The sequence below is a fragment of the Pelagerythrobacter marensis genome, assembly GCF_036700095.1.
Lineage (GTDB): Bacteria > Pseudomonadota > Alphaproteobacteria > Sphingomonadales > Sphingomonadaceae > Pelagerythrobacter > Pelagerythrobacter marensis_A.
Genome location: NZ_CP144918.1, coordinates 1,028,143 through 1,045,221, shown reverse-complemented (window position 1 = coordinate 1,045,221; position 17,079 = coordinate 1,028,143). Strand labels below are relative to the sequence as shown.

General features: G+C 66.3%; 14 protein-coding genes. 3 read left to right on the top strand and 11 right to left on the bottom strand.

Annotated features, from left to right (window positions below; translation table 11 throughout):
• Nucleotides 1–120 precede the first annotated feature (120 nt).
• Nucleotides 121–1,617 (top strand): altronate dehydratase family protein, encoded by a 1,497-nt coding sequence (locus V5F89_RS04815; RefSeq protein WP_338447113.1) that lies wholly within the window; start codon nucleotides 121–123, stop codon nucleotides 1,615–1,617.
• A gap of 3 nt (nucleotides 1,618–1,620) precedes the next feature.
• Here V5F89_RS04815 and V5F89_RS04810 read toward each other — a convergent pair whose 3' ends face one another.
• The 6 genes from V5F89_RS04810 to V5F89_RS04785 are packed head-to-tail and all read right to left on the bottom strand — an operon-like array spanning nucleotide 1,621 to nucleotide 9,861.
• Nucleotides 1,621–2,904, bottom strand: coding sequence for a TRAP transporter large permease (locus V5F89_RS04810; RefSeq protein WP_338447112.1), 1,284 nt, complete (start codon nucleotides 2,902–2,904; stop codon nucleotides 1,621–1,623).
• Nucleotides 2,904–3,371: a TRAP transporter small permease gene (locus tag V5F89_RS04805; RefSeq protein ID WP_338447111.1), complete on the bottom strand. Its 468-nt coding sequence runs from the start codon at nucleotides 3,369–3,371 to the stop codon at nucleotides 2,904–2,906. Before V5F89_RS04805 ends, V5F89_RS04810 begins: the two co-directional genes overlap by 1 nt.
• A gap of 2 nt (nucleotides 3,372–3,373) precedes the next feature.
• Entirely contained in the window at nucleotides 3,374–4,402 is a 1,029-nt protein-coding gene (locus V5F89_RS04800; protein WP_338447110.1) for a TRAP transporter substrate-binding protein, read from the bottom strand.
• A gap of 2 nt (nucleotides 4,403–4,404) precedes the next feature.
• Nucleotides 4,405–6,021, bottom strand: coding sequence for a family 43 glycosylhydrolase (locus V5F89_RS04795; RefSeq protein ID WP_425334375.1), 1,617 nt, complete (start codon nucleotides 6,019–6,021; stop codon nucleotides 4,405–4,407).
• A 1-nt stretch (nucleotide 6,022) separates the two neighbouring features.
• Complete coding sequence (locus tag V5F89_RS04790) at nucleotides 6,023–7,024, bottom strand: alpha/beta hydrolase (protein WP_338447109.1); 1,002 nt, start codon at nucleotides 7,022–7,024, stop codon at nucleotides 6,023–6,025.
• Between the two features lie 38 nt (nucleotides 7,025–7,062).
• A complete protein-coding gene (locus V5F89_RS04785; protein WP_338447108.1) occupies nucleotides 7,063–9,861 on the bottom strand; it encodes a TonB-dependent receptor in 2,799 nt (932 codons plus the stop codon).
• 172 nt (nucleotides 9,862–10,033) lie between these two features.
• Here V5F89_RS04785 and V5F89_RS04780 point away from each other — a divergent pair, with 172 nt between their 5' ends.
• Together V5F89_RS04780 and V5F89_RS04775 are read left to right on the top strand one after the other, a co-directional pair.
• On the top strand, nucleotides 10,034–11,380 hold the full coding sequence (locus tag V5F89_RS04780) for a pectate lyase family protein (RefSeq protein ID WP_425334374.1): 1,347 nt from the start codon (nucleotides 10,034–10,036) through the stop codon (nucleotides 11,378–11,380).
• A 47-nt stretch (nucleotides 11,381–11,427) separates the two neighbouring features.
• On the top strand, nucleotides 11,428–11,817 hold the full coding sequence (locus tag V5F89_RS04775) for a cupin domain-containing protein (RefSeq protein ID WP_338447517.1): 390 nt from the start codon (nucleotides 11,428–11,430) through the stop codon (nucleotides 11,815–11,817).
• A gap of 16 nt (nucleotides 11,818–11,833) precedes the next feature.
• Here V5F89_RS04775 and V5F89_RS04770 read toward each other — a convergent pair whose 3' ends face one another.
• The 5 genes from V5F89_RS04770 to V5F89_RS04750 all read right to left on the bottom strand — a co-directional run bounded on the left by V5F89_RS04770 (nucleotide 11,834) and on the right by V5F89_RS04750 (nucleotide 17,011).
• Nucleotides 11,834–13,396, bottom strand: a complete 1,563-nt coding sequence (locus tag V5F89_RS04770) for a carboxylesterase/lipase family protein (RefSeq protein ID WP_338447107.1) — start codon at nucleotides 13,394–13,396, stop codon at nucleotides 11,834–11,836.
• Nucleotides 13,383–14,405: a sugar kinase gene (locus V5F89_RS04765; protein ID WP_338447106.1), complete on the bottom strand. Its 1,023-nt coding sequence runs from the start codon at nucleotides 14,403–14,405 to the stop codon at nucleotides 13,383–13,385. Before V5F89_RS04765 ends, V5F89_RS04770 begins: the two co-directional genes overlap by 14 nt.
• Nucleotides 14,402–15,175 carry a 2-dehydro-3-deoxy-D-gluconate 5-dehydrogenase KduD gene (gene kduD / locus V5F89_RS04760; protein WP_338447105.1) on the bottom strand — a complete coding sequence of 258 codons (774 nt, stop codon included), beginning with the start codon at nucleotides 15,173–15,175 and terminating at the stop codon, nucleotides 14,402–14,404. Before kduD ends, V5F89_RS04765 begins: the two co-directional genes overlap by 4 nt.
• A 58-nt stretch (nucleotides 15,176–15,233) precedes the next feature.
• Nucleotides 15,234–15,866 carry an RpiB/LacA/LacB family sugar-phosphate isomerase gene (locus V5F89_RS04755; RefSeq protein ID WP_338447104.1) on the bottom strand — a complete coding sequence of 211 codons (633 nt, stop codon included), beginning with the start codon at nucleotides 15,864–15,866 and terminating at the stop codon, nucleotides 15,234–15,236.
• A 119-nt stretch (nucleotides 15,867–15,985) separates the two neighbouring features.
• On the bottom strand, nucleotides 15,986–17,011 hold the full coding sequence (locus V5F89_RS04750) for a LacI family DNA-binding transcriptional regulator (protein ID WP_338447103.1): 1,026 nt from the start codon (nucleotides 17,009–17,011) through the stop codon (nucleotides 15,986–15,988).
• Nucleotides 17,012–17,079: the final 68 nt, after the last annotated feature.

Below are 17,079 nucleotides of genomic sequence, written 5' to 3'. Positions count from 1 at the left end.
TCGTCGGGCCGGCAATATGCCACTTGGCGCGCCCCTTGGAAACCGGTATCAAAGCTGCAAAATCCGCGGTTTTGCAGGCCGAAAGCCTTCACCTGGACCGCCTCGCTTCCTGGCCATTGGATGACGCAAACCACACGATTGCAGGCGATACGCGCCCATGACGCCGACAATGTCGCAACGGCATTGCATCCGCTGCCGGCCGGGGAGGCCCTAGAGGTCGAGGGCGCGCAAATACGTATTCGCGCCGATATCCCGGCGGGGCACAAGTTCGCGCTGGGATCGCTGGAAACCGGCGACCGGGTCGTGCGCTTCGGTGCCGCCATCGGCCGTGCGACGCAGGCCATCGCGGCGGGCGACCACGTGCATTCGCACAATCTCGCCACCAGCCTTTCCGGCGAGGTGGCCTACCGCCCCGGGAACGCGAGGCGAAGCGCGCCGAACGCCCGGCCGCTGCCGGCGTGGCGCGGATATCGCCGGGACGATGGCCGTTTCGCCACCCGCAACGAAGTCTGGCTCCTGCCAACGGTCGGCTGCGTCGCGCCGCTGGTGGAAGATGTCGCGCGCGAATGTGCCGCGCGCCATGCCGGACGGATCGACGCTGTCGCAGGATTCGGTCATCCCCACGGTTGTTCGCAACTGGGCGACGATCTTGCCGGAACGCGCCGGGCGCTGGCCGGGCTGTGTGCCAACCCCAATGCCGGCGGGGTGGTGCTGGTCGGCCTGGGGTGCGAATCCAATCAGCTCGACGAACTCGTCGCCGCTATCGATCCTGCAAACCGCCACAAGCTGCGCATCGTCCGCGCGCAGGATGCGGGAGACGAACGGGCCGCCGCGGTGCGGATGGTGGACGAACTCGTCGACCTCCTGGCGCCGGCCCGGCGCGAGGAGGCGCCCGCTTCCGCACTGGCGGTCGGCCTGAAGTGCGGCGGGTCCGATGCGCTTTCCGGCCTCACCGCCAATCCGCTGCTCGGCCTCTTCAGCGACCGGCTGGCCGCATCGGGCGGAACGGCGGTCCTGACCGAAATCCCGGAGATCTTCGGCGCGGAGCAGGCGCTCTTCGGCCGCGCCATCTCGCCCGAGGTGTTCGAGGCGGCGGGCGCGCTGCTCAACCGGTTCAAGCGCTATTTCCTCGATCAGGGGCAGCCGGTGTCGGAAAACCCCTCGCCCGGCAATATCGCGGGCGGGATTACCACGCTGGAGGAAAAGTCGCTCGGCGCGGTGCAGAAGGGCGGGCAGGCGCCGCTGGTCGACGTCATCGACTATGGCGCGCAGGCGACACGGCCGGGCCTGACGCTGCTGGAGGCGCCGGGCAACGACGCGGTGTCCTCGACCGCGCTGGCTGCCGCAGGCGCGACGATGATCCTGTTCACGACCGGGCGCGGGACTCCGCTCGGCTTCCCGGTGCCGACGGTCAAGGTTGCGTCCAACTCGCGCCTGGCGCGCGACAAGGCCGGCTGGATCGATTTCGATGCCGGCCGGATGCTGGACGAACCGCGCGAGGCCGTGGCCGATGCCTTCGCCGCCCACCTGCTGGCGATTGCCAGCGGCGAGCCGACCGCCGCCGAACGCAGCGGACAGCGGGTCATCTCGATCTGGAAACGCGGCGTCACGCTCTGACGGTTATTGCCCCATTGCCTGCGGCAGCCACAGCGAAAGCGCGGGCACGTAAGTGATCAGCAGCAGCGCCGCGATCAGCGTCAGATAGAACGGCCAGATCGTCCGCACCAGCGCGGTCACCGGCTCCTTGCCGACCGCAGAGCCGACGAACAGCACAGAGCCCACCGGCGGCGTCACCAGCCCGATGCCCAGGTTCAGCATCATGATGATCCCGAAATGGACGGGGTCGACGCCAACGCCCATCGCAACCGGCAGGAAAATCGGCGTGGTAATGACGATCAGCGGCGCCATGTCCATGAAGGTGCCCAGCGCCAGCAGCATCAGATTGATGATGAGCAGGGTCAGCAGGGGGTTCTCGGTCATCAGCCCGATTAGCGAGGCGAGCGCCGCCGGCACTTCGAGCAGAGCGAGCGCGAAGCCGAATGCGGTCGCAGCGGCGATGATGAACAGCACCATCGATGCCGTCCGCACGGATTTGGCCGCCGCTTCCCAGGTGCCCCGCCAGCCGAGGCTGCGATAGACGAACGCGCCGATCAGCAGGGTGTAGACAACCGCCACGGCCGAGCTTTCGGTCGGCGTGAAGACCCCGCTGAGAATGCCGCCCATGATGATCACCGCGGTCATCAGACCCGGCACCGCATAGGCGGCAGCACGCACGAACTCGCGCCATCCGGGGAACCGGCCGACCGGCAAGCCGCGACGCCGGGCAACCAGCCAGGCCATGAGCATCAGCATGGCGCCGGTCAGCAGGCCGGGTATGACCCCGGCGAGAAACAGGTCGCCGATCGAAACGCCGATGCCCGAAGCGGCGGAATAGATGATCATGTTGTGCGACGGCGGGATCAACAGGCCGACGATGGCCGCCGTCACCGTTACGTTCACCGCGTAATCGCCGGGATAGCCCTTGTCGCGCATCAGCGGCACCATCGTCGAGCCGATGGCGGACGCGCTGGCAATGGCGGAGCCCGACACCGCGCCGAACATCATCGATGCGCCGACATCGACAATACCGAGTCCGCCGCGCACGCGCCCGACGGCCGCATCGGCCACCCGCACCAGACGCTCCGCGATCCCCGCCCGGTACATGAGGTCGCCGGCAAAGATGAAGAACGGTATCGCCATCAGCGTGAACACGCTGATCCCGGCGGCAACGCGCTGCACCGCGACGATCGGCGGGATACCCATGGCCGCGAAGCAGCAGAGTGCGGCAGCAAGCAGGGAGAATGCCACCGGCACGCCGATGGCAAGCAGGAGGAACAGCACGCCGAAAAGGACCAGAAGCTCCATCAGCCGGCGCCCCCTTCGACCGCGCTACGCCCGCTTATAACGCGGGGGAGGGCGAATACCGTCATCAGCAGGCCCGCAATGGGCAGGGGAATATAGGCCACCGCACGGCTAATCCCCAGCGAAGGGACGGCATTGCCTCTGACCGCCCAGCAAAGCTGCGCGCCATAGACAAGGAGCACCAGGCCGGCGAGGGCAATCACCAGCGCCACGACCCGCGCGACCGGCCGGCTCGCGTCCCCCAGGCGTTCTTCCAATAGCGCGATGCGAATATGGAACCCTTCGTAGACGCCGGCGGCGGAAGCGAACATGACATACCAGATCATCAGGATCAGCGAGGCCTGCTCGGTCCACGACGGGCTCGCATCGAGGACGAAGCGGCCGAATACCTGCCAGGCGATGATCGCCGTCATTGCAATCAGCCCGGCCGCACCGAATCCGATCAGCCAGCGTGCGATGGTCGCGGCCATTTTCACCCCTCCCTCATCGCCAGAATGCGTTCGACGACCGATTTCTGGGCCGGCGTGGTGATGAACTGATCCCACACCGGGCGCATGAGCGCGGCGAACGGCTCTTTCTCGACCGCGTTGACCGCGACCGGAGACGCTGCGATCGTCGCCTTGGCCTCGGTCACGCGCTGGTCCCACAGGCGACGCATTTCGACGACCGAGAGCTTCGCGGCCTCGCGAACGAGCCGCCTGTCGTCGGGCGAAAGCCCGTCCCAGCTCGTCTTGCTCATCACCAGCGCTTCGGGCGTCAGCAGATGCTCGGTCAGGCTATAATAAGTCGCGACCTCGTAATGACGGGCGCTGACGAAAGAGGGCCAGTTGTTCTCCGCCCCGTCGATCACGCCCTGCGCCAGCGACTGATAGACCTCGCCGAACGGGATCGGGACAGCGTTCGCGCCCAGCGCATTGACCATTGCCACGTAGAGATCGGATGCCGGCACGCGCAGTTTCAGGCCGGCCATATCGTCCGGCGTGCGGATCGCCCGCCGCGTGTTGTAGAAACTGCGCGCCCCCGAATCGTAGATGCACAGACCAATCAGCCCGTGCGGTTCCAGCGTCGCGAGAACCTCGTCCCCCACCGCGCTGTCGACCACGCGCCGCATATGGGCCACCGATTCGAAAACGAACGGCAGCGAAAACGGCAGCGTCATCGGCTCGATCGAATTGAGCGGGGCGAAGTTCACGCGATTGAAGTCGAGTCCGCCGAAACTCGTGATCTCCAGGGTATCGGTCTCGCTGCCCAGCTGCCCCCCGGCATAGACCTTGATCCCCAGCCGCCCGCCGGTGCGCTCGAAAAGATAGCGGCCCATGAACTCGACCGCCTTCACTGTGGGGTAATCGGCCGGGTGCGTGTCGGCCCCCGTGAGCAGCCCGGACATGCGCGGCTTGCAGGCGGGGAGGAACGTCGCTGCCGACAGCGCCAGCCCTCCGCCAAGCAGGCGGCGGCGCGATACCGGGCCACACCCGAGCGAAGCCAGGCGATCGTCCCTCATCGTCAACTGTCGAGCGCCATGAAACGAAAATCGCGGAACTTTGCCTCTCCCGGTCCTGCGGCATAGAGCCCGGGGCGCAGCATGTGAAACCCCCCGCGAACATTGTGATGATACCCCGAAACTTCCATTCCGCGGTCGAAGCGGTGCCAGGTGCGCCCCCCGTCGCCGCTGGTATCGTAAGTGACGATATGCTCGCGGTTCGTTACCCGCATCCGCATCCGGCTTCCGTGCGGGTTGGCCGGTCGGGCGCGCTCTATCCCGTACTGATGGGTCACGAACCGCTCGGCATCGAAGCCGAGCCCGCAATAGAGCTTGTCGTCGTAGAACAGGACCAGCCCGGCCCGTCCACCCGGCGCGATTTCGATATCGCATTCGAAGCGGTAGCTGCGATCGCCCGCGGTCAGCAACAGGGGTGAACCGCTGGACGGCGCCTCCCCCTTGCCGGCGAAGCGCAGAACGCCGCCGCCTGCGCTGACTCTGTCCGCCTCGTTCGCCGACGGGCGAAAGAACGCCCACTTGCTGCCGAGCGCGAGCGGGCCGGAAAAGTCGTCGGACAGCGGCATACCGTGCGGCTGCGCCTCCCCGCCGGCCGGCTTGGCCAGGGGCCGGGACAGGTCGCCGCCGGTCATTTCGAACCAGCCGTCGGGCCGAAAACGCACCGGGTCCATCAGGCACTGCCGGCCGAGCGTCCAGAAGCCGTTCTCGTATCCGTGATAAAGCGACCACCAGTCGCCCTCGGGCCCCTCGACCAGCGAAGCGTGCCCGCGCGACCACCAGGCCTCGTCGATCGACGTCGTGCGCACCAGAGGATTGTCAGGATGGTGTTCCCACGGACCGTGAAGCGAACGCGCGCGAGCGGCAATGACCATGTGCCCGGTCGGCGGCCCCGCCGTCCCGCCAACCGCGGTGAGCATGTAGAACCATTCGCCGATACGGTGGATCTTTGGGCCTTCCGGCGCGAATCCCTCGACGATCCAGTCGGACGGGTAACGCCACGGGTCGTAGACATGTTCGACCGCGCCCGCGAGCGACAGGTTGTCGTCCGACAGGCGCACGCGATCGCCGCCCGAAAGGAACAGCCAGCGGCTCCCGTCTTCGGCGACCGCGTGACAAGGATCGATATGGTCGTGCAGGCCCAGCGGCACCGGGTCGCTCCACGGCCCGTCGATCGCATCGGCCCAGGTGACGAAGATATCGTTCCGGGGACTGGCCTTGACCGGGATGTAGAGCAGATAACGTCCGCGATCCTTGTGCAGGCTGGGCGCCCAGACCGAACCGATATTGCGATGGAGCGCCGGCTTGCGCGGGCGCCAGTTCACCAGATCGCGCGAATGCCAGATGGTCAGACCCGGATAGGCATCGAAAGTGGAGAAGGTGACGTAGTAGTCGTCCCCGTCCTTCAGGATCGCCGGGTCCGGCCGGTCGCCCGATAGCACGGGATTAAGAAACGTGCCGTTGCCCTGGTCAGGTACGCGCTGGTTGTCGAACCCGCGCAGGTAACGGCGCTGTGCCGGCCGGTGCTGTTCCCGTGCGCCGGCCAGCGGGGCGGAGAGCCCGAAAGGGGCGACCAGCCCGGCTACACCGGCTCCGGCCAGAAGAGAGCGACGGTCGACAGACACGTCAGCCCAGACCTGTTCCGCGTGCCCAGTCGCGCCACAGTTCGGGCCAGGCGGCGACCGGCTTGCCTGTGGCCTTGCGCAGGCCGAAACCGTGACCGCCGTGGCGGAACAGGTGCGTTTCGACAGCCACACCCTGGGCCTTGAGCGCGGCGCGCAGAAGCAGACTGTTTTCGACCGGGACGACATCGTCGTCCTCCGCATGAAGGATGAAGAACGGCGGCGCATCGCGCGGCACGTTTCGATGGGGGGAATGGGCAGCCTCGAGCGCAGCCGAAGGCGATGGGCCGAGCAGCCGCTCGCGCGATCCGGGATGGGCGTGGGGCGCCTGCATCGCCATCACCGGATAGACCGGCGCGGCACAGACCGGTCTCGCGCCCAGCCGGTCCGCCTCGTCCACCGGATCGTAAGTGCGCTGCGCGAAGCGCGTCGCAAGGTCGGCACACAAGTGGCCGCCGGCAGAGAAGCCCATAGCCGCGACCCGCTCGGGATCGAGCGCGAAATCGCGGTGGCGCTGACGAATAATCCGCATGGCGCGCTGCGCATCGGACAGGCAGACATCGGGGCCCGCCGCCCATCCGTCATAAGGCAGACGATAGAACAGAACGAAGGCCGTGAAGCCGCGGGCGGATAGCCAGCGCGCCATCTCGTAGCCTTCCTTGTCCACCACGACATGCCGATACCCGCCGCCCGGTATCAACAGAACGGCGCCGCCGTTGGGCCGGTCGGGCCGGAAAACCGACAGGCGCGGCACCGTGATGCCGCGCACCGCGCGGTCGGCAACGAGCGGATCGGCCGAACGCTCTTCGACCTGCTCGACCGGCGGCTGCGCGGGCATTCCCGGCGCGCCGCCGGGCCAGAGGTCTATGGTTTCGATCGGCTGCGGAAGACCCGGCGGCGGCCCCTCCGGGGCGGAAGGCGGCGGCGTCTGCGCCGAAAGCCGTGTGGCCCCCAGCAGCGACGCGGCGAGGCCCGCGCCGAGCAATGATCTGCGATCGCTGTTCATGCGCGAGCCCCTCCTTCGTTGCGACCCGAACGACCCCTTCAGAATTCGACGCGCGCGCCGACCATGACGATACGCCCGAAGTGATTGTTCTCGTAGTTCCGGCGAGCAAAGTCGTCGGTCCAGCGATAACGATACTGGTCGGTCAGGTTGTTACCGTCGATCAGCAGCTCGATATTGTCGGTCAGCTTGTACCGGATCGACGCGTCGAGGTTGAAGGTCGACCCGAAGCCTTCGAGGAAGTTGCCGTTGCCGCTGCCGCCGGTGTTGTAGTCGTCGCGATAGGCGCCCGATACGCGGACCGAGAAACGGCCGTTGTCGTAATAGATCGTGCCGTTGGCCGAGTATTTCGAAACGCCGGGGAAAGTGATCTCGTAGATCTCGCCTTGGAATTCCTCGTCCCGATTACTGTCGACATAGGTCACGTTGCCCAGGATGCCGAAGTCGCTCAGGAACGGCGCGCCGGTAAAGGCGGAAAACGGCAGGTTCAGGCCAAGCTCCAGCCCCTTGATCACCGCGCCTTCGCCGTTCGTCGTAGTGCGGAACTCGAACAGGCGATCGGGATCGGTGCCGTTGACCACCGCATCGTAGGCCGGGGTGCCGGAGGTGAGAAGCGACGTCGACAGGCCGCTTTCGGCGAAGGTGATTTCGCGCGAAGTGCCGACCGGGAAGCTCTCGATGTCCTTTACGAAGCCGGCCAGCGACAGGATCGCCCCCGGCGCGAAGTACCATTCGAGCGAGACGTCGTAGTTCCAGGCCCGGTACGGATCGATGAACGGGTTCCCCCGGCTGATGCGGAAGTTGAATTCGTCAACCGAACCGCCGGGCGTCAGCGAACCCAGTGTCGGCCGCGTGACAACCTGGGCGATCGCACCGCGGACGATAAAGTTGTCCGCGGGGAAAATGTTCAGGTTAACGGCCGGCAGAAAATCGTCGTAGCTGCGCTTGACCGTAAGATACTCGCCCGAAACGAAGCCCTGCGAGGTCTGCTTGGTGTGCGCGTAGCGCACGCCGAAGTTGCCCGTCATCCGCACACCGGGATCGATCTCGAAATCGGTCTGGAAATAGCCGCCCTTGACCTCTTCCGTCACGCCCCGCTCGTCGCCTTCGCGGGTAACCGCGGGAATGCCGTAGAGGTCGAGGAACGCGACCGCGGCATCGAGATCGGGAACGATCCAGGCATTGGTGTTGCCCGACGGCTGCCCCGCATCGCCCAGCTCGAACAGTTCGGCCAGATCGGGCGTGACAGGCGCGCCATAGGCGCCGGGTTCGCAATCGAAGGCCGAGCAATACTGGCTGTCGCGCCGCGCGCTCGTCGTGAAGAACTCGAACTCGCGGTAGAACGGCCCCGCCGACAGGCGCAGCCCATCGACCGGCTCGTATTCGAGATCGAGCGCAATGGTCTTGAACTTGTTCTCGACCCTGCTCGGCCGGTCGCGGAATTCCGCGAGCTGGAAGTTGCCCGGATCCGTCACGTCGGTGCCGAACGTCAGCCGCGGAAACTTCATATCCGTGTAGTCGTAGCTGTACTCGCCGTCGCGATCGTCGAAAATGATCGTGGTCTCGACGGGGATCGTGGCATCCGACTTCGAGAAGCCACCCGAGAGCGTGGTCGTCAGATCGCCGAAGCGCTGCTCGAGCCGGCCGGACACCTGATAGAAATCGGTCTCGCTTTCGCGGTGATACCGCTCGTTGCGGATCCACGCATTGGAGAGGTCCGCGCTGATCAGGTTGTTGTCGCCATCGATCGCATAATCGACGACGTCGATATCGTCCTCGTTGGAACGCAGCAGAACCTCGCCCCAGTACTCGTCGCGATTTTCCTTGAAGTTGGAATAGAGCGCGTTAATTTCGATATCCGTGTTGTCCGTGGGCCGGAACTGGATGGCAGCAGTCGCGCCGAGCCGCTCGCGCTCATGGTTGACCAGGCCGTAACGCGGGATGCGCGGGTGGAACGCTTCGGCGACCTCGTTACAACCAGCGTCGGTGGGGTTATCGCGGCAGTTCACGCCGTCGACCGACCGAAAGACATTGGTGAACTTGTAGGTCCCGTCCTCCTGCTCTTCGATCTCTCCGTTCGCCCAGCGGACGGTGTTGTTGCCCAGCTCGGGCGTCTCGTACTTCGACCAGGCGACGGAGGCCGACACGCCGAACGTCTCGTCCGCGTTGTTCCACGCGGCCAGGCCGGCGAGGCGCGGCGAGATGTCGTCGTTGAGATCGTTGTAGCGCCCCTGCGCGGTGACGACGAACTTCGTCCCCGCCCCATAAGCCAGCGGGTTGCCCGTGCTGAGATCGATCACCGCCCCCAGCGAACCTTCGTCCAGCTTGGCCGAGGCGGTCTTGTTGACGACGATCGAGTTGAACAGCTCGGACGCGAAGACGTTGAAGTCGAAAGCGCGGTCGCGGTTGGACGACGCACCGTCGACCGACGTCGCAATCGTCTCCATTCCGTTCACGCGCACACGGGTGAACTGCGCGCCCAGGCCGCGGACGGTAATCTGGCGCCCCTCGCCGGCATCGCGTTCGATCGCGACGCCGGGAATGCGCTGGAGCGATTCGGCAAGATTGGTGTCTGGGAATTTCGCAATGTCTTCGGCGACGATGACGTCGACCTGGCCGACCGCCTCACGCTTCGCCGCGACGGCGGCGTTCAGCGATTCGCGAAAACCCGAAACGACGATGACGTTACCTTCGTCTGCAACCTCGGCCAGCGCCTCCTGGCCGACCTCTTCGGCATCCAGCGTGGCGGTGTCCTGAGCGAACACCGTGTGCGGCAGAACCAGCGCGCTCCCGGCCAGCAGGGCCGCCTTGGCACGACACGAAACGAGTGAGTACTTCATAACTCCTCCCCAAAATGGCACCGGTGTCTTTTCGGGGTGAGTCTGCGGGCGCCTCAGCGCCACACCCTCCGACATCCGATCATTCCCAACTCCGGCGTTTTTTGGTAACCGGTGTCATTCTTCATTGCCTATGCAGGCAACCCTTGTCAAGTTGTGTTGGAGAGGAGACGCCATGAAAATGAAATTTGCCGCGCACCTGGCCGCTTTCGCCGGGGCGCTCAGCCTGCTGATCGCCGCACCGGGACATGCCGCCCCGCCGGACCCGACCGAGGGCGGCAAGGGCGGCCGCATCATCAAAGTAACCTCCCTGGCCAAGGACGGGCCGGGCAGCCTCGCCGAGGCGCTCGCCGCCAAGGGTCCGCGAATCATCGTGTTCGAAGTGGGCGGCGCGATCGATCTCGGCCGGTCCTCGCTGCGGATCAGCGAGCCCTATGTGACCATAGCCGGCCAGACAGCCCCCTCGCCCGGCATCACCCTGCTGCGCGGCGGGATCGACGTGAAGACGCACGATGTGAAGATCAGCCATCTGCGCGTGCTGACCGGCGCTGCCGGACAGGCAAAGCGGAGCGGGTGGGAGGTCGATGCCTTTTCGACAGCCGGCGCCGCGAACGTTCTGGTCGAAAACAACACCTTCATGTGGGCGATCGACGAGAACATGTCCGCCAGCGGGCCGCGCTTCACCGGCGATTCGGTGGAGGAATGGCGCGAGGGGACCAGTCACAACATCACCTTCCGGCTCAACCTTGCAGCGGAGGGACTGGCCGATTCGAGCCACCCCAAAGGCGAGCACTCGAAAGGGTCGCTGGTCCACGACAATGCGACCGGCGTGGTGTTCGACCGCAATATCTGGGCGCATCATGTGGAACGCGCGCCGCTGGTAAAGGGCGGCGCGCAGGTCACGATGGTGAACAACCTTATCTACAACCCGCAGCTTCGCGCCGTGCACTACAACCTGATGGACCTGGAATGGGCCGGCTACCCGCATGTCACGGGGGAGATCACGGCGGTCGGCAATGTCATGCGCGGCGGCAACGATACCGACGAAGGGCTGCCCTTCCTGATGCTCGGCGGCGTGGGCGATCTCGCCTATTACGGCAAGGACAACGTCGCGGTCGACCGGCACGGCAATCCTCTGCCGGAGTTCGGCCGCTACGGCCATACCCGGGCCAGGCTGATCCGTTCCGAAACGCCGCTGGCCGATCTTTCGGCCTTCGACATCCTGCCGACGGAAGACGTCGAGACGACGCTGCTCGCAACCGCCGGGGCGCGTCCCTGGGATCGGGGCGAAGAGGAGATCCGCGTCCTGTTCTATATTGCCGAAGGTCGCGGCGAGATTATCGATTCGGAAGACGAAGTGGGCGGCTATCCGCAAATCGAATCGACCCGCGCCCCCTTCCGCGAAGCCGATTGGAACCTCGATACGATGACTCCGCGCAGCGGCCGCTATCCGGGCCAGAAGGTCGGCGCGCAGGAGCATCTGTCGCCGCGCGACCGCGAGATGCGGGGAGGCGGGCAATGAGCCGCTGCTGGACTCTCGCCGCCGCAGCGGCCCTGCCCGCCTGCACGATGGCATCGGCGGGCGACCCGCCTGCCGCGGCGCCGCCGATGGTGGTCGTTGCCGAAGAAGATGTCATGGTCCGCGAGGCGCCGCCGCATGGCGCGATCGGTATGTCCACCGCCTATCGCATCAGCGATGCCGCGCCGCAGCCGCGCACGATGGAGTTCCGCCGCCGCGTCCTCGACCCCGGGGCCGCAGTGGGCGAGCACCCGATCAGCCACGACGAGGTCTACTACGTGACTTCGGGCCGGGGCGTCGTGATCTCCGACGGGCAGGAGGCGGAGCTGCGACCGGGCATGGCGGCCTATCTCTACGAAGGGGCCGTGGTCGGAATCCGCCAGGTCGGGCCGGAACCGCTCTCGATCATCATCGCCTATCCGACGAGCCCGCGCGAATGATCGCGCGGGCCGCCGCTCAGCTTCCGGGCTGGATATAGGGGGCCGTGGCCCACAGCTCGCGCTGCCATCGGCGCGGGTCCGCCACCATCGTCGTCGTCCCGTCGCCGATCACCAGCGTATCGCGGGCGGGCAGGGTATAGGGCGTCCACTCCGGCAGACCCGGCCGGCCCGCACGCGCCAGGCCTGTAAACGCCGCGATCATCGCGGCGCTGGTCGCGGCGGCCCCGCTATCGGTGCCCGAATAGCTGCCCGGCGCGTCGAGCGTGCCGAACAGATAGGGAAGATCGTCAGTGTGCGCCGCACCCCGCAATGGATCGATCGGCGAGGGGCGATCGAGTTGATAGACCCAGGTCTGCTTCGCGCCGGCGCGCGCACGGGCATCGGCCTCGATCACCTGCCCGGGCCAGCTTCGCCCGGCGGTGGTGGCGGCATAGAACACGCGCTCTACCGACCAATCGGGATAGCGTGCGCGATATTGTGCCACCACCCAGCGCGGATCGAGATCGATCCGGATCTGGGGCGCCAGCCTTTCAGCGATGTTCGACCAGTCGATCCCGGCGAGGACAGGGCCGCGCGGGTCGATGAAAGCTCGCGTCTCATCCAGCGTATTGCCCAGTATCATCGGGATATCGCGCGACTGGGGCGCCGCGTCGGGCCAGAACGGATGGCGAGGCAGGTTCCTCATGTCCAGCACCGGCCCGAAATAGACGCGTCCACCCAGGATGGGATCGCGCGCATCCAGCCCTTCGACCAGCCGTTCCGCCGGCAGGGCAAGCAGGCTGTCGATGTCGCCTTCGCGCACCCCGATCTCCGCCAGGAAAGCGCGGGTCCGCGCCAGAGCATTGCCCGGGCCGCTCGCCGTAACCTGCTGTCCGCTCATCGTGGCGGCGGAATGGAACAGGCCCGCGGCGGCAGGCATGGCCATCAGTGTGGCAATCTTCGCTCCGCCGCCCGACTGCCCGAAGACCATCACGCGCGCAGGATCGCCGCCGAATGCCCCGATGTTCGCGCGCACCCACCCGAGGGCGCAGAGGAGGTCGAGCTGGCCGAGATTTCCGCTATCGGCGAACCGTTCGCCGAACGGTGAGAGCCAGCCGTAACCGAACACGTTGAGCCGCTGGTTCACGGTGACGACCACGACGTCGCCCCGTTCCGCGAGATGCTGCCCGTGGGTCAGCGGATCGGTGACCGTGCCCGACGTATAGGCGCCGCCGTGGAAGTACACCATGACCGGGCGCCGGGCGCGTGCATCTGCCTCGGGCGTCCAGACGTTGAGGAACAGGCAGTCTTCGCTCTGCGGATGGTCCTGCAGTCCCAGTTGTGGGGCGATGGGGCCGAACTCGACCGCGTCGAGCGGCTCGCCGGTAAAAGCGATCGGTTCGGGCGCCGCGAAACGGGCTGCCCGGGCATAGCGGATGCCGAGAAACGCGGCGACCGGGCCGGTTCGCACCCCGCGATAGCGCCCGGCTTGCGGGCGCGCCGATGCGCGCCGTCCCAGCACGGGCGCCGATGCCAGCCCCGCTCCCGCAGCCATACCCGCAGCGACGAAAGCCCGGCGATCGAGCCTAGCGCCGGACATCGCCGCCACCCGCGTCGAATTCGTCGAGTTCGGCACGCGTCGGCAGGACCATGTCCCCCGCCACACCGTGCTTCATCACCGCCATTGCGAGTGCGGACTTGGCCATTTCCTGTGCCGAGGCGCCTTCGAGGTATCGCAGCAGCAGGCCGGCGGCAAAGGCATCGCCGGTCCCGATCCGGTCGATCACGCCCTCGATCCGCACTTCGCCGGTCTGCCAGTGATCCCCCCGCCGATCGACGCGGGCGGCAAGCCGATGGATCTGCCCGGTCTCGACATGGCGGGCGGTGGAGGCGATCAGTTCGAGCGAAGGAAAGGCCGCGAAGGCCGCTTCGGCCGCCTCGCGCCGCCTGTCGGGCCCGTCGCCGGAAAAGGTTTCGCCGAGCAGGAGCGAGATATCGCGGTGGTTTCCGATCAGGATGCGCGCTTCGCCCACCAGCTCGCGCAGGATCTCGCGCGGGTTCGAATCCCACCCTTCCCACAAGTGGGCGCGATAGTTGCCGTCGAAGCAGATCGGCACGCGCGCCGCCTTTGCGGCGGCCTGGGCCGCACGGGCGAGATCGACCCCGCGCGGGCCGAGCGCCGGCGTGATGCCGGACATGTGCAGCAAAGCCGCCCCGTCGAGCGCACGCGCGAAATCGAGGTCGGCCGGCGCTGCATCGGCAAAGACGCTCCCGCCCCGGTCGTAGGTTACCCGGCCGGCGACCGGGCCGGCGGGCGGCTCGAAGAAGTACAAGCCCATGCGCCCCGGTCCGGCGGTCATGAATTCGGTGTCCACTCCCGCGGACGCGAGCGTGGCCCGCGCCATCCGCCCCAGTGGATTGTCGGGAACGACAGTGAGCATCTTTGCCGGCTGCCCCAGACTGGCGAGCGCCGCGGCGACATTGGCCTCTGCCCCGCCAACCGCGATTCCCAACTCGCCCGCGCGCGCGAGCGGCACACCGGCGGGAGGCGAAAGGCGCACCAGCATCTCGCCGAAGCAGACGACAGGCGCCGGCACAGCCTCGCTCACCGCGCCAGCCAGCCGCCGTCCACCGCGAGAACGTGCCCCTGCACGTAGTCGGCGGCGCTGCTGGCAAGGAAGACGGCGGCTCCACCGATGTCCTCGGGCCGGCCCCAGCGCGCTTCGGGGATGCGCTCGACGATCTGACGGTTGCGCACCTCGTCTGCCTGGAGCGCGGCGGTGTTGTTGGTGGCGATATAGCCCGGTGCGATGGCGTTGACGTTGATCCCCCGCGGCGCCCACTCGTTGGCAAGCAGCTTGGTCAACCCGCCCACGCCGCTTTTGCTGGCGGTATAGCTGGGGACGCGAATGCCGCCCTGGAACGTGAGCATCGAGGCGATGTTGATGATCTTTGCCCGCTGCCCATCCTGGCTCGACCAGGTGACCATATGGCGCGCCGCAGCCTGACAGAGAAAGAACAGCGACTTGAGATTGGTGTCCATCACCGCGTCCCAGTCTTCTTCCGAGAAGTCGAGCGCATCCGCGCGCCGGATGATTCCCGCATTGTTGACCAGGATGTCGAGCCGGCCGAGCTTCGCGACGACGGTGTCGACCACATCGGCAACCGGCGCGATCGTCGACAGATCGGCGGACACGAGTTCGCAGCGGCGCCCCAGCGCGCGGACTTTCTCGGCCGTCTCGTCGGCCCGGCTGCGCCCGACCGCGGCGATGTCCGCGCCGGCTTCGGCCAGTGCAAGCGCGATGCCCTGCCCGATACCCGTGTTGGCGCCCGTGACGACGGCTGTGCGCCCCGTCAGATCGAAGGGGGTGGTTCCCATAGCTCTCCCTCTCATAACGGCGCGCTGCGGTCACGCCGGTTTGCGATTCCCGCAGGACTTACAGATTGCGCAAGTAGTCGCTGATCGCTTCGTCCTGCGAATTGGCGTAGAAATACTCGGCGAAACGCTCGCCCGCGATCGCGGAACGCAGCAGGTCCTGGTCGACATTCTTCAGAACGGTCAGCATGTCGTGGCAGGTCGCGTTCTTGAGATCCGTAAGGATGCCGCGATTCTTCTTCATGACTTCGGCGCGTTCGCGCGGATAACCCGCCCCGGGCTCGTTCTCGAACAGCTTGCGGTAGCAATCCTGCAAATTCAGCTCGGCCGCCCAGCCGAACCCCTTGGCATAGGGCATCGAAATGGCATTGCCGGCGTTGATCTGGTTGAACAGGAAGGCATCGGTCGGGTCGATCACAAGGCCGCAGAAGACCCCGGGCATCGAATTGCAGGCCAGCATCGACCCCATGCCCGTGCCGCAACCGGTGACGACGAAATCGGCTGCCTTCGAATTGAGCAGGATGCCGGCCAGCAGGCCGTTCATCACATAGGTCAGCGATGCGGTATCCTCGGCCGAATACATGCCGTAATTGAAAACCTCGTGGCCAAACGGTTCGGCAACCGTGGTCAGCGCCTCGTGGATGATGCCGTTCTTGGCCGCCTGGCTGTTCTCGGTGATGAGGGCGATTTTCATAAGATTCTCCCTGCCCGCAAAGGGCTCTGGTGCAAATTGTCGCGTATCCGATTCGGATTAGGAAACCGGTGTCAATCCTGCTTCTACCTCCAAAACAGGGGTCATTTCAACCGCGCGGATCAGATTTCCCTGGCAGGCGGCGCGACCGAGCCGCGCGTGACCAGGCGCGCGGGGAAGGAGGACGGCCGGGCATCCGCCATGTCCGGGGCAACCAGCTTGAGCGCCGCAGCCTTGCCCATTTCGCGTATCGGCCATCCGACCGTGGTCATCGGCGGCCAGATATGCGCGGCGATCGGCGAATCGTCGAACCCGACGATGGACAAGTCGCGGGGAATTTCGATCCCGCGCTCGCGCGCCGCATGATAGGCGCCGGCGGCCATTTCGTCGTTGCTGGCGAAGACTGCGGTAACCCGCGGATGCACGTCCAGCAGGCGGCCGGCGGCCTCGACCCCCGAGTCGAACCGGTAGTTGCCCTGCACGATCGCATCCTGCGGCACATCGAGGCCGTACCGCCGCATCGCGGACAGGAACCCCTCGCGCCGCTCGAAGGCGGAACGGAACCCGGCAGGCCCTTCGATCAACCCTATCCGGCGGTGGCCGCGCTCCACGAGATAGTCGACCACGCCCTCCACCATCTCGCGGTCGTTGGACTGGACGAGGTGCTCGGCCTCGTCGAGCGCGGCGGACCCCATGCGGACATAACCGCAGCCCATATCGCGGCAGAGCGCCGCGAGTTCGTCGTCCTCCGAGATCGGCGGCAGGATCAGCACGCCGTAGAGCCGCTGCAATTCGAGGAAATTGCGGATATCGTCGAGCATCTCCGGCGAGTGCCGATCGACCGGCCGCACGACCAGCGCGAACTCGGTCTTGCGGATCGCGTCGAGCACCCCCTCCTGGAAATTGAGCACGGTCTGCGCGTTCGGGTTGTCGTGCAGGAGGCCGAGCAGGAAATTGCGCCGCAAGGCCAGGGCCCGGGCCTGCGGATTGGGAACATATCCCAGTTCGGCGATAACCGCCTCGACCCTTTCGCGTGTGTCCATCTTGAGCAGCGGCGATCGGTTGATCACTCTGCTGACTGTCTTCTTCGAAACCCCCGCCTTACGCGCGACATCGTTGATTGTCGGTTGTTTGTCCGACTTTTCCATTCACTCGAACTCCCACCCCTTCAGGGCACGCAAAGGTCTTAGAGGATGTTTCGGATTACCCAAAGCGC

Bases quoted from the DNA above. Each gene is read 5' to 3' on its own strand.
- V5F89_RS04815 (WP_338447113.1), top strand. From the start codon at position 121: ATGACGCAAACCACACGATTGCAGGCGATACGCGCCCATGACGCCGAC.
- V5F89_RS04810 (WP_338447112.1), bottom strand. From the start codon at position 2,904: ATGGAGCTTCTGGTCCTTTTCGGCGTGCTGTTCCTCCTGCTTGCCATC.
- V5F89_RS04805 (WP_338447111.1), bottom strand. From the start codon at position 3,371: ATGGCCGCGACCATCGCACGCTGGCTGATCGGATTCGGTGCGGCCGGG.
- V5F89_RS04800 (WP_338447110.1), bottom strand. From the start codon at position 4,402: ATGAGGGACGATCGCCTGGCTTCGCTCGGGTGTGGCCCGGTATCGCGC.
- V5F89_RS04790 (WP_338447109.1), bottom strand. From the start codon at position 7,024: ATGAACAGCGATCGCAGATCATTGCTCGGCGCGGGCCTCGCCGCGTCG.
- V5F89_RS04785 (WP_338447108.1), bottom strand. From the start codon at position 9,861: ATGAAGTACTCACTCGTTTCGTGTCGTGCCAAGGCGGCCCTGCTGGCC.
- V5F89_RS04780 (WP_425334374.1), top strand. From the start codon at position 10,034: ATGAAAATGAAATTTGCCGCGCACCTGGCCGCTTTCGCCGGGGCGCTC.
- V5F89_RS04775 (WP_338447517.1), top strand. From the start codon at position 11,428: ATGGCATCGGCGGGCGACCCGCCTGCCGCGGCGCCGCCGATGGTGGTC.
- V5F89_RS04770 (WP_338447107.1), bottom strand. From the start codon at position 13,396: ATGTCCGGCGCTAGGCTCGATCGCCGGGCTTTCGTCGCTGCGGGTATG.
- kduD (WP_338447105.1), bottom strand. From the start codon at position 15,175: ATGGGAACCACCCCCTTCGATCTGACGGGGCGCACAGCCGTCGTCACG.
- V5F89_RS04755 (WP_338447104.1), bottom strand. From the start codon at position 15,866: ATGAAAATCGCCCTCATCACCGAGAACAGCCAGGCGGCCAAGAACGGC.
- V5F89_RS04750 (WP_338447103.1), bottom strand. From the start codon at position 17,011: ATGGAAAAGTCGGACAAACAACCGACAATCAACGATGTCGCGCGTAAG.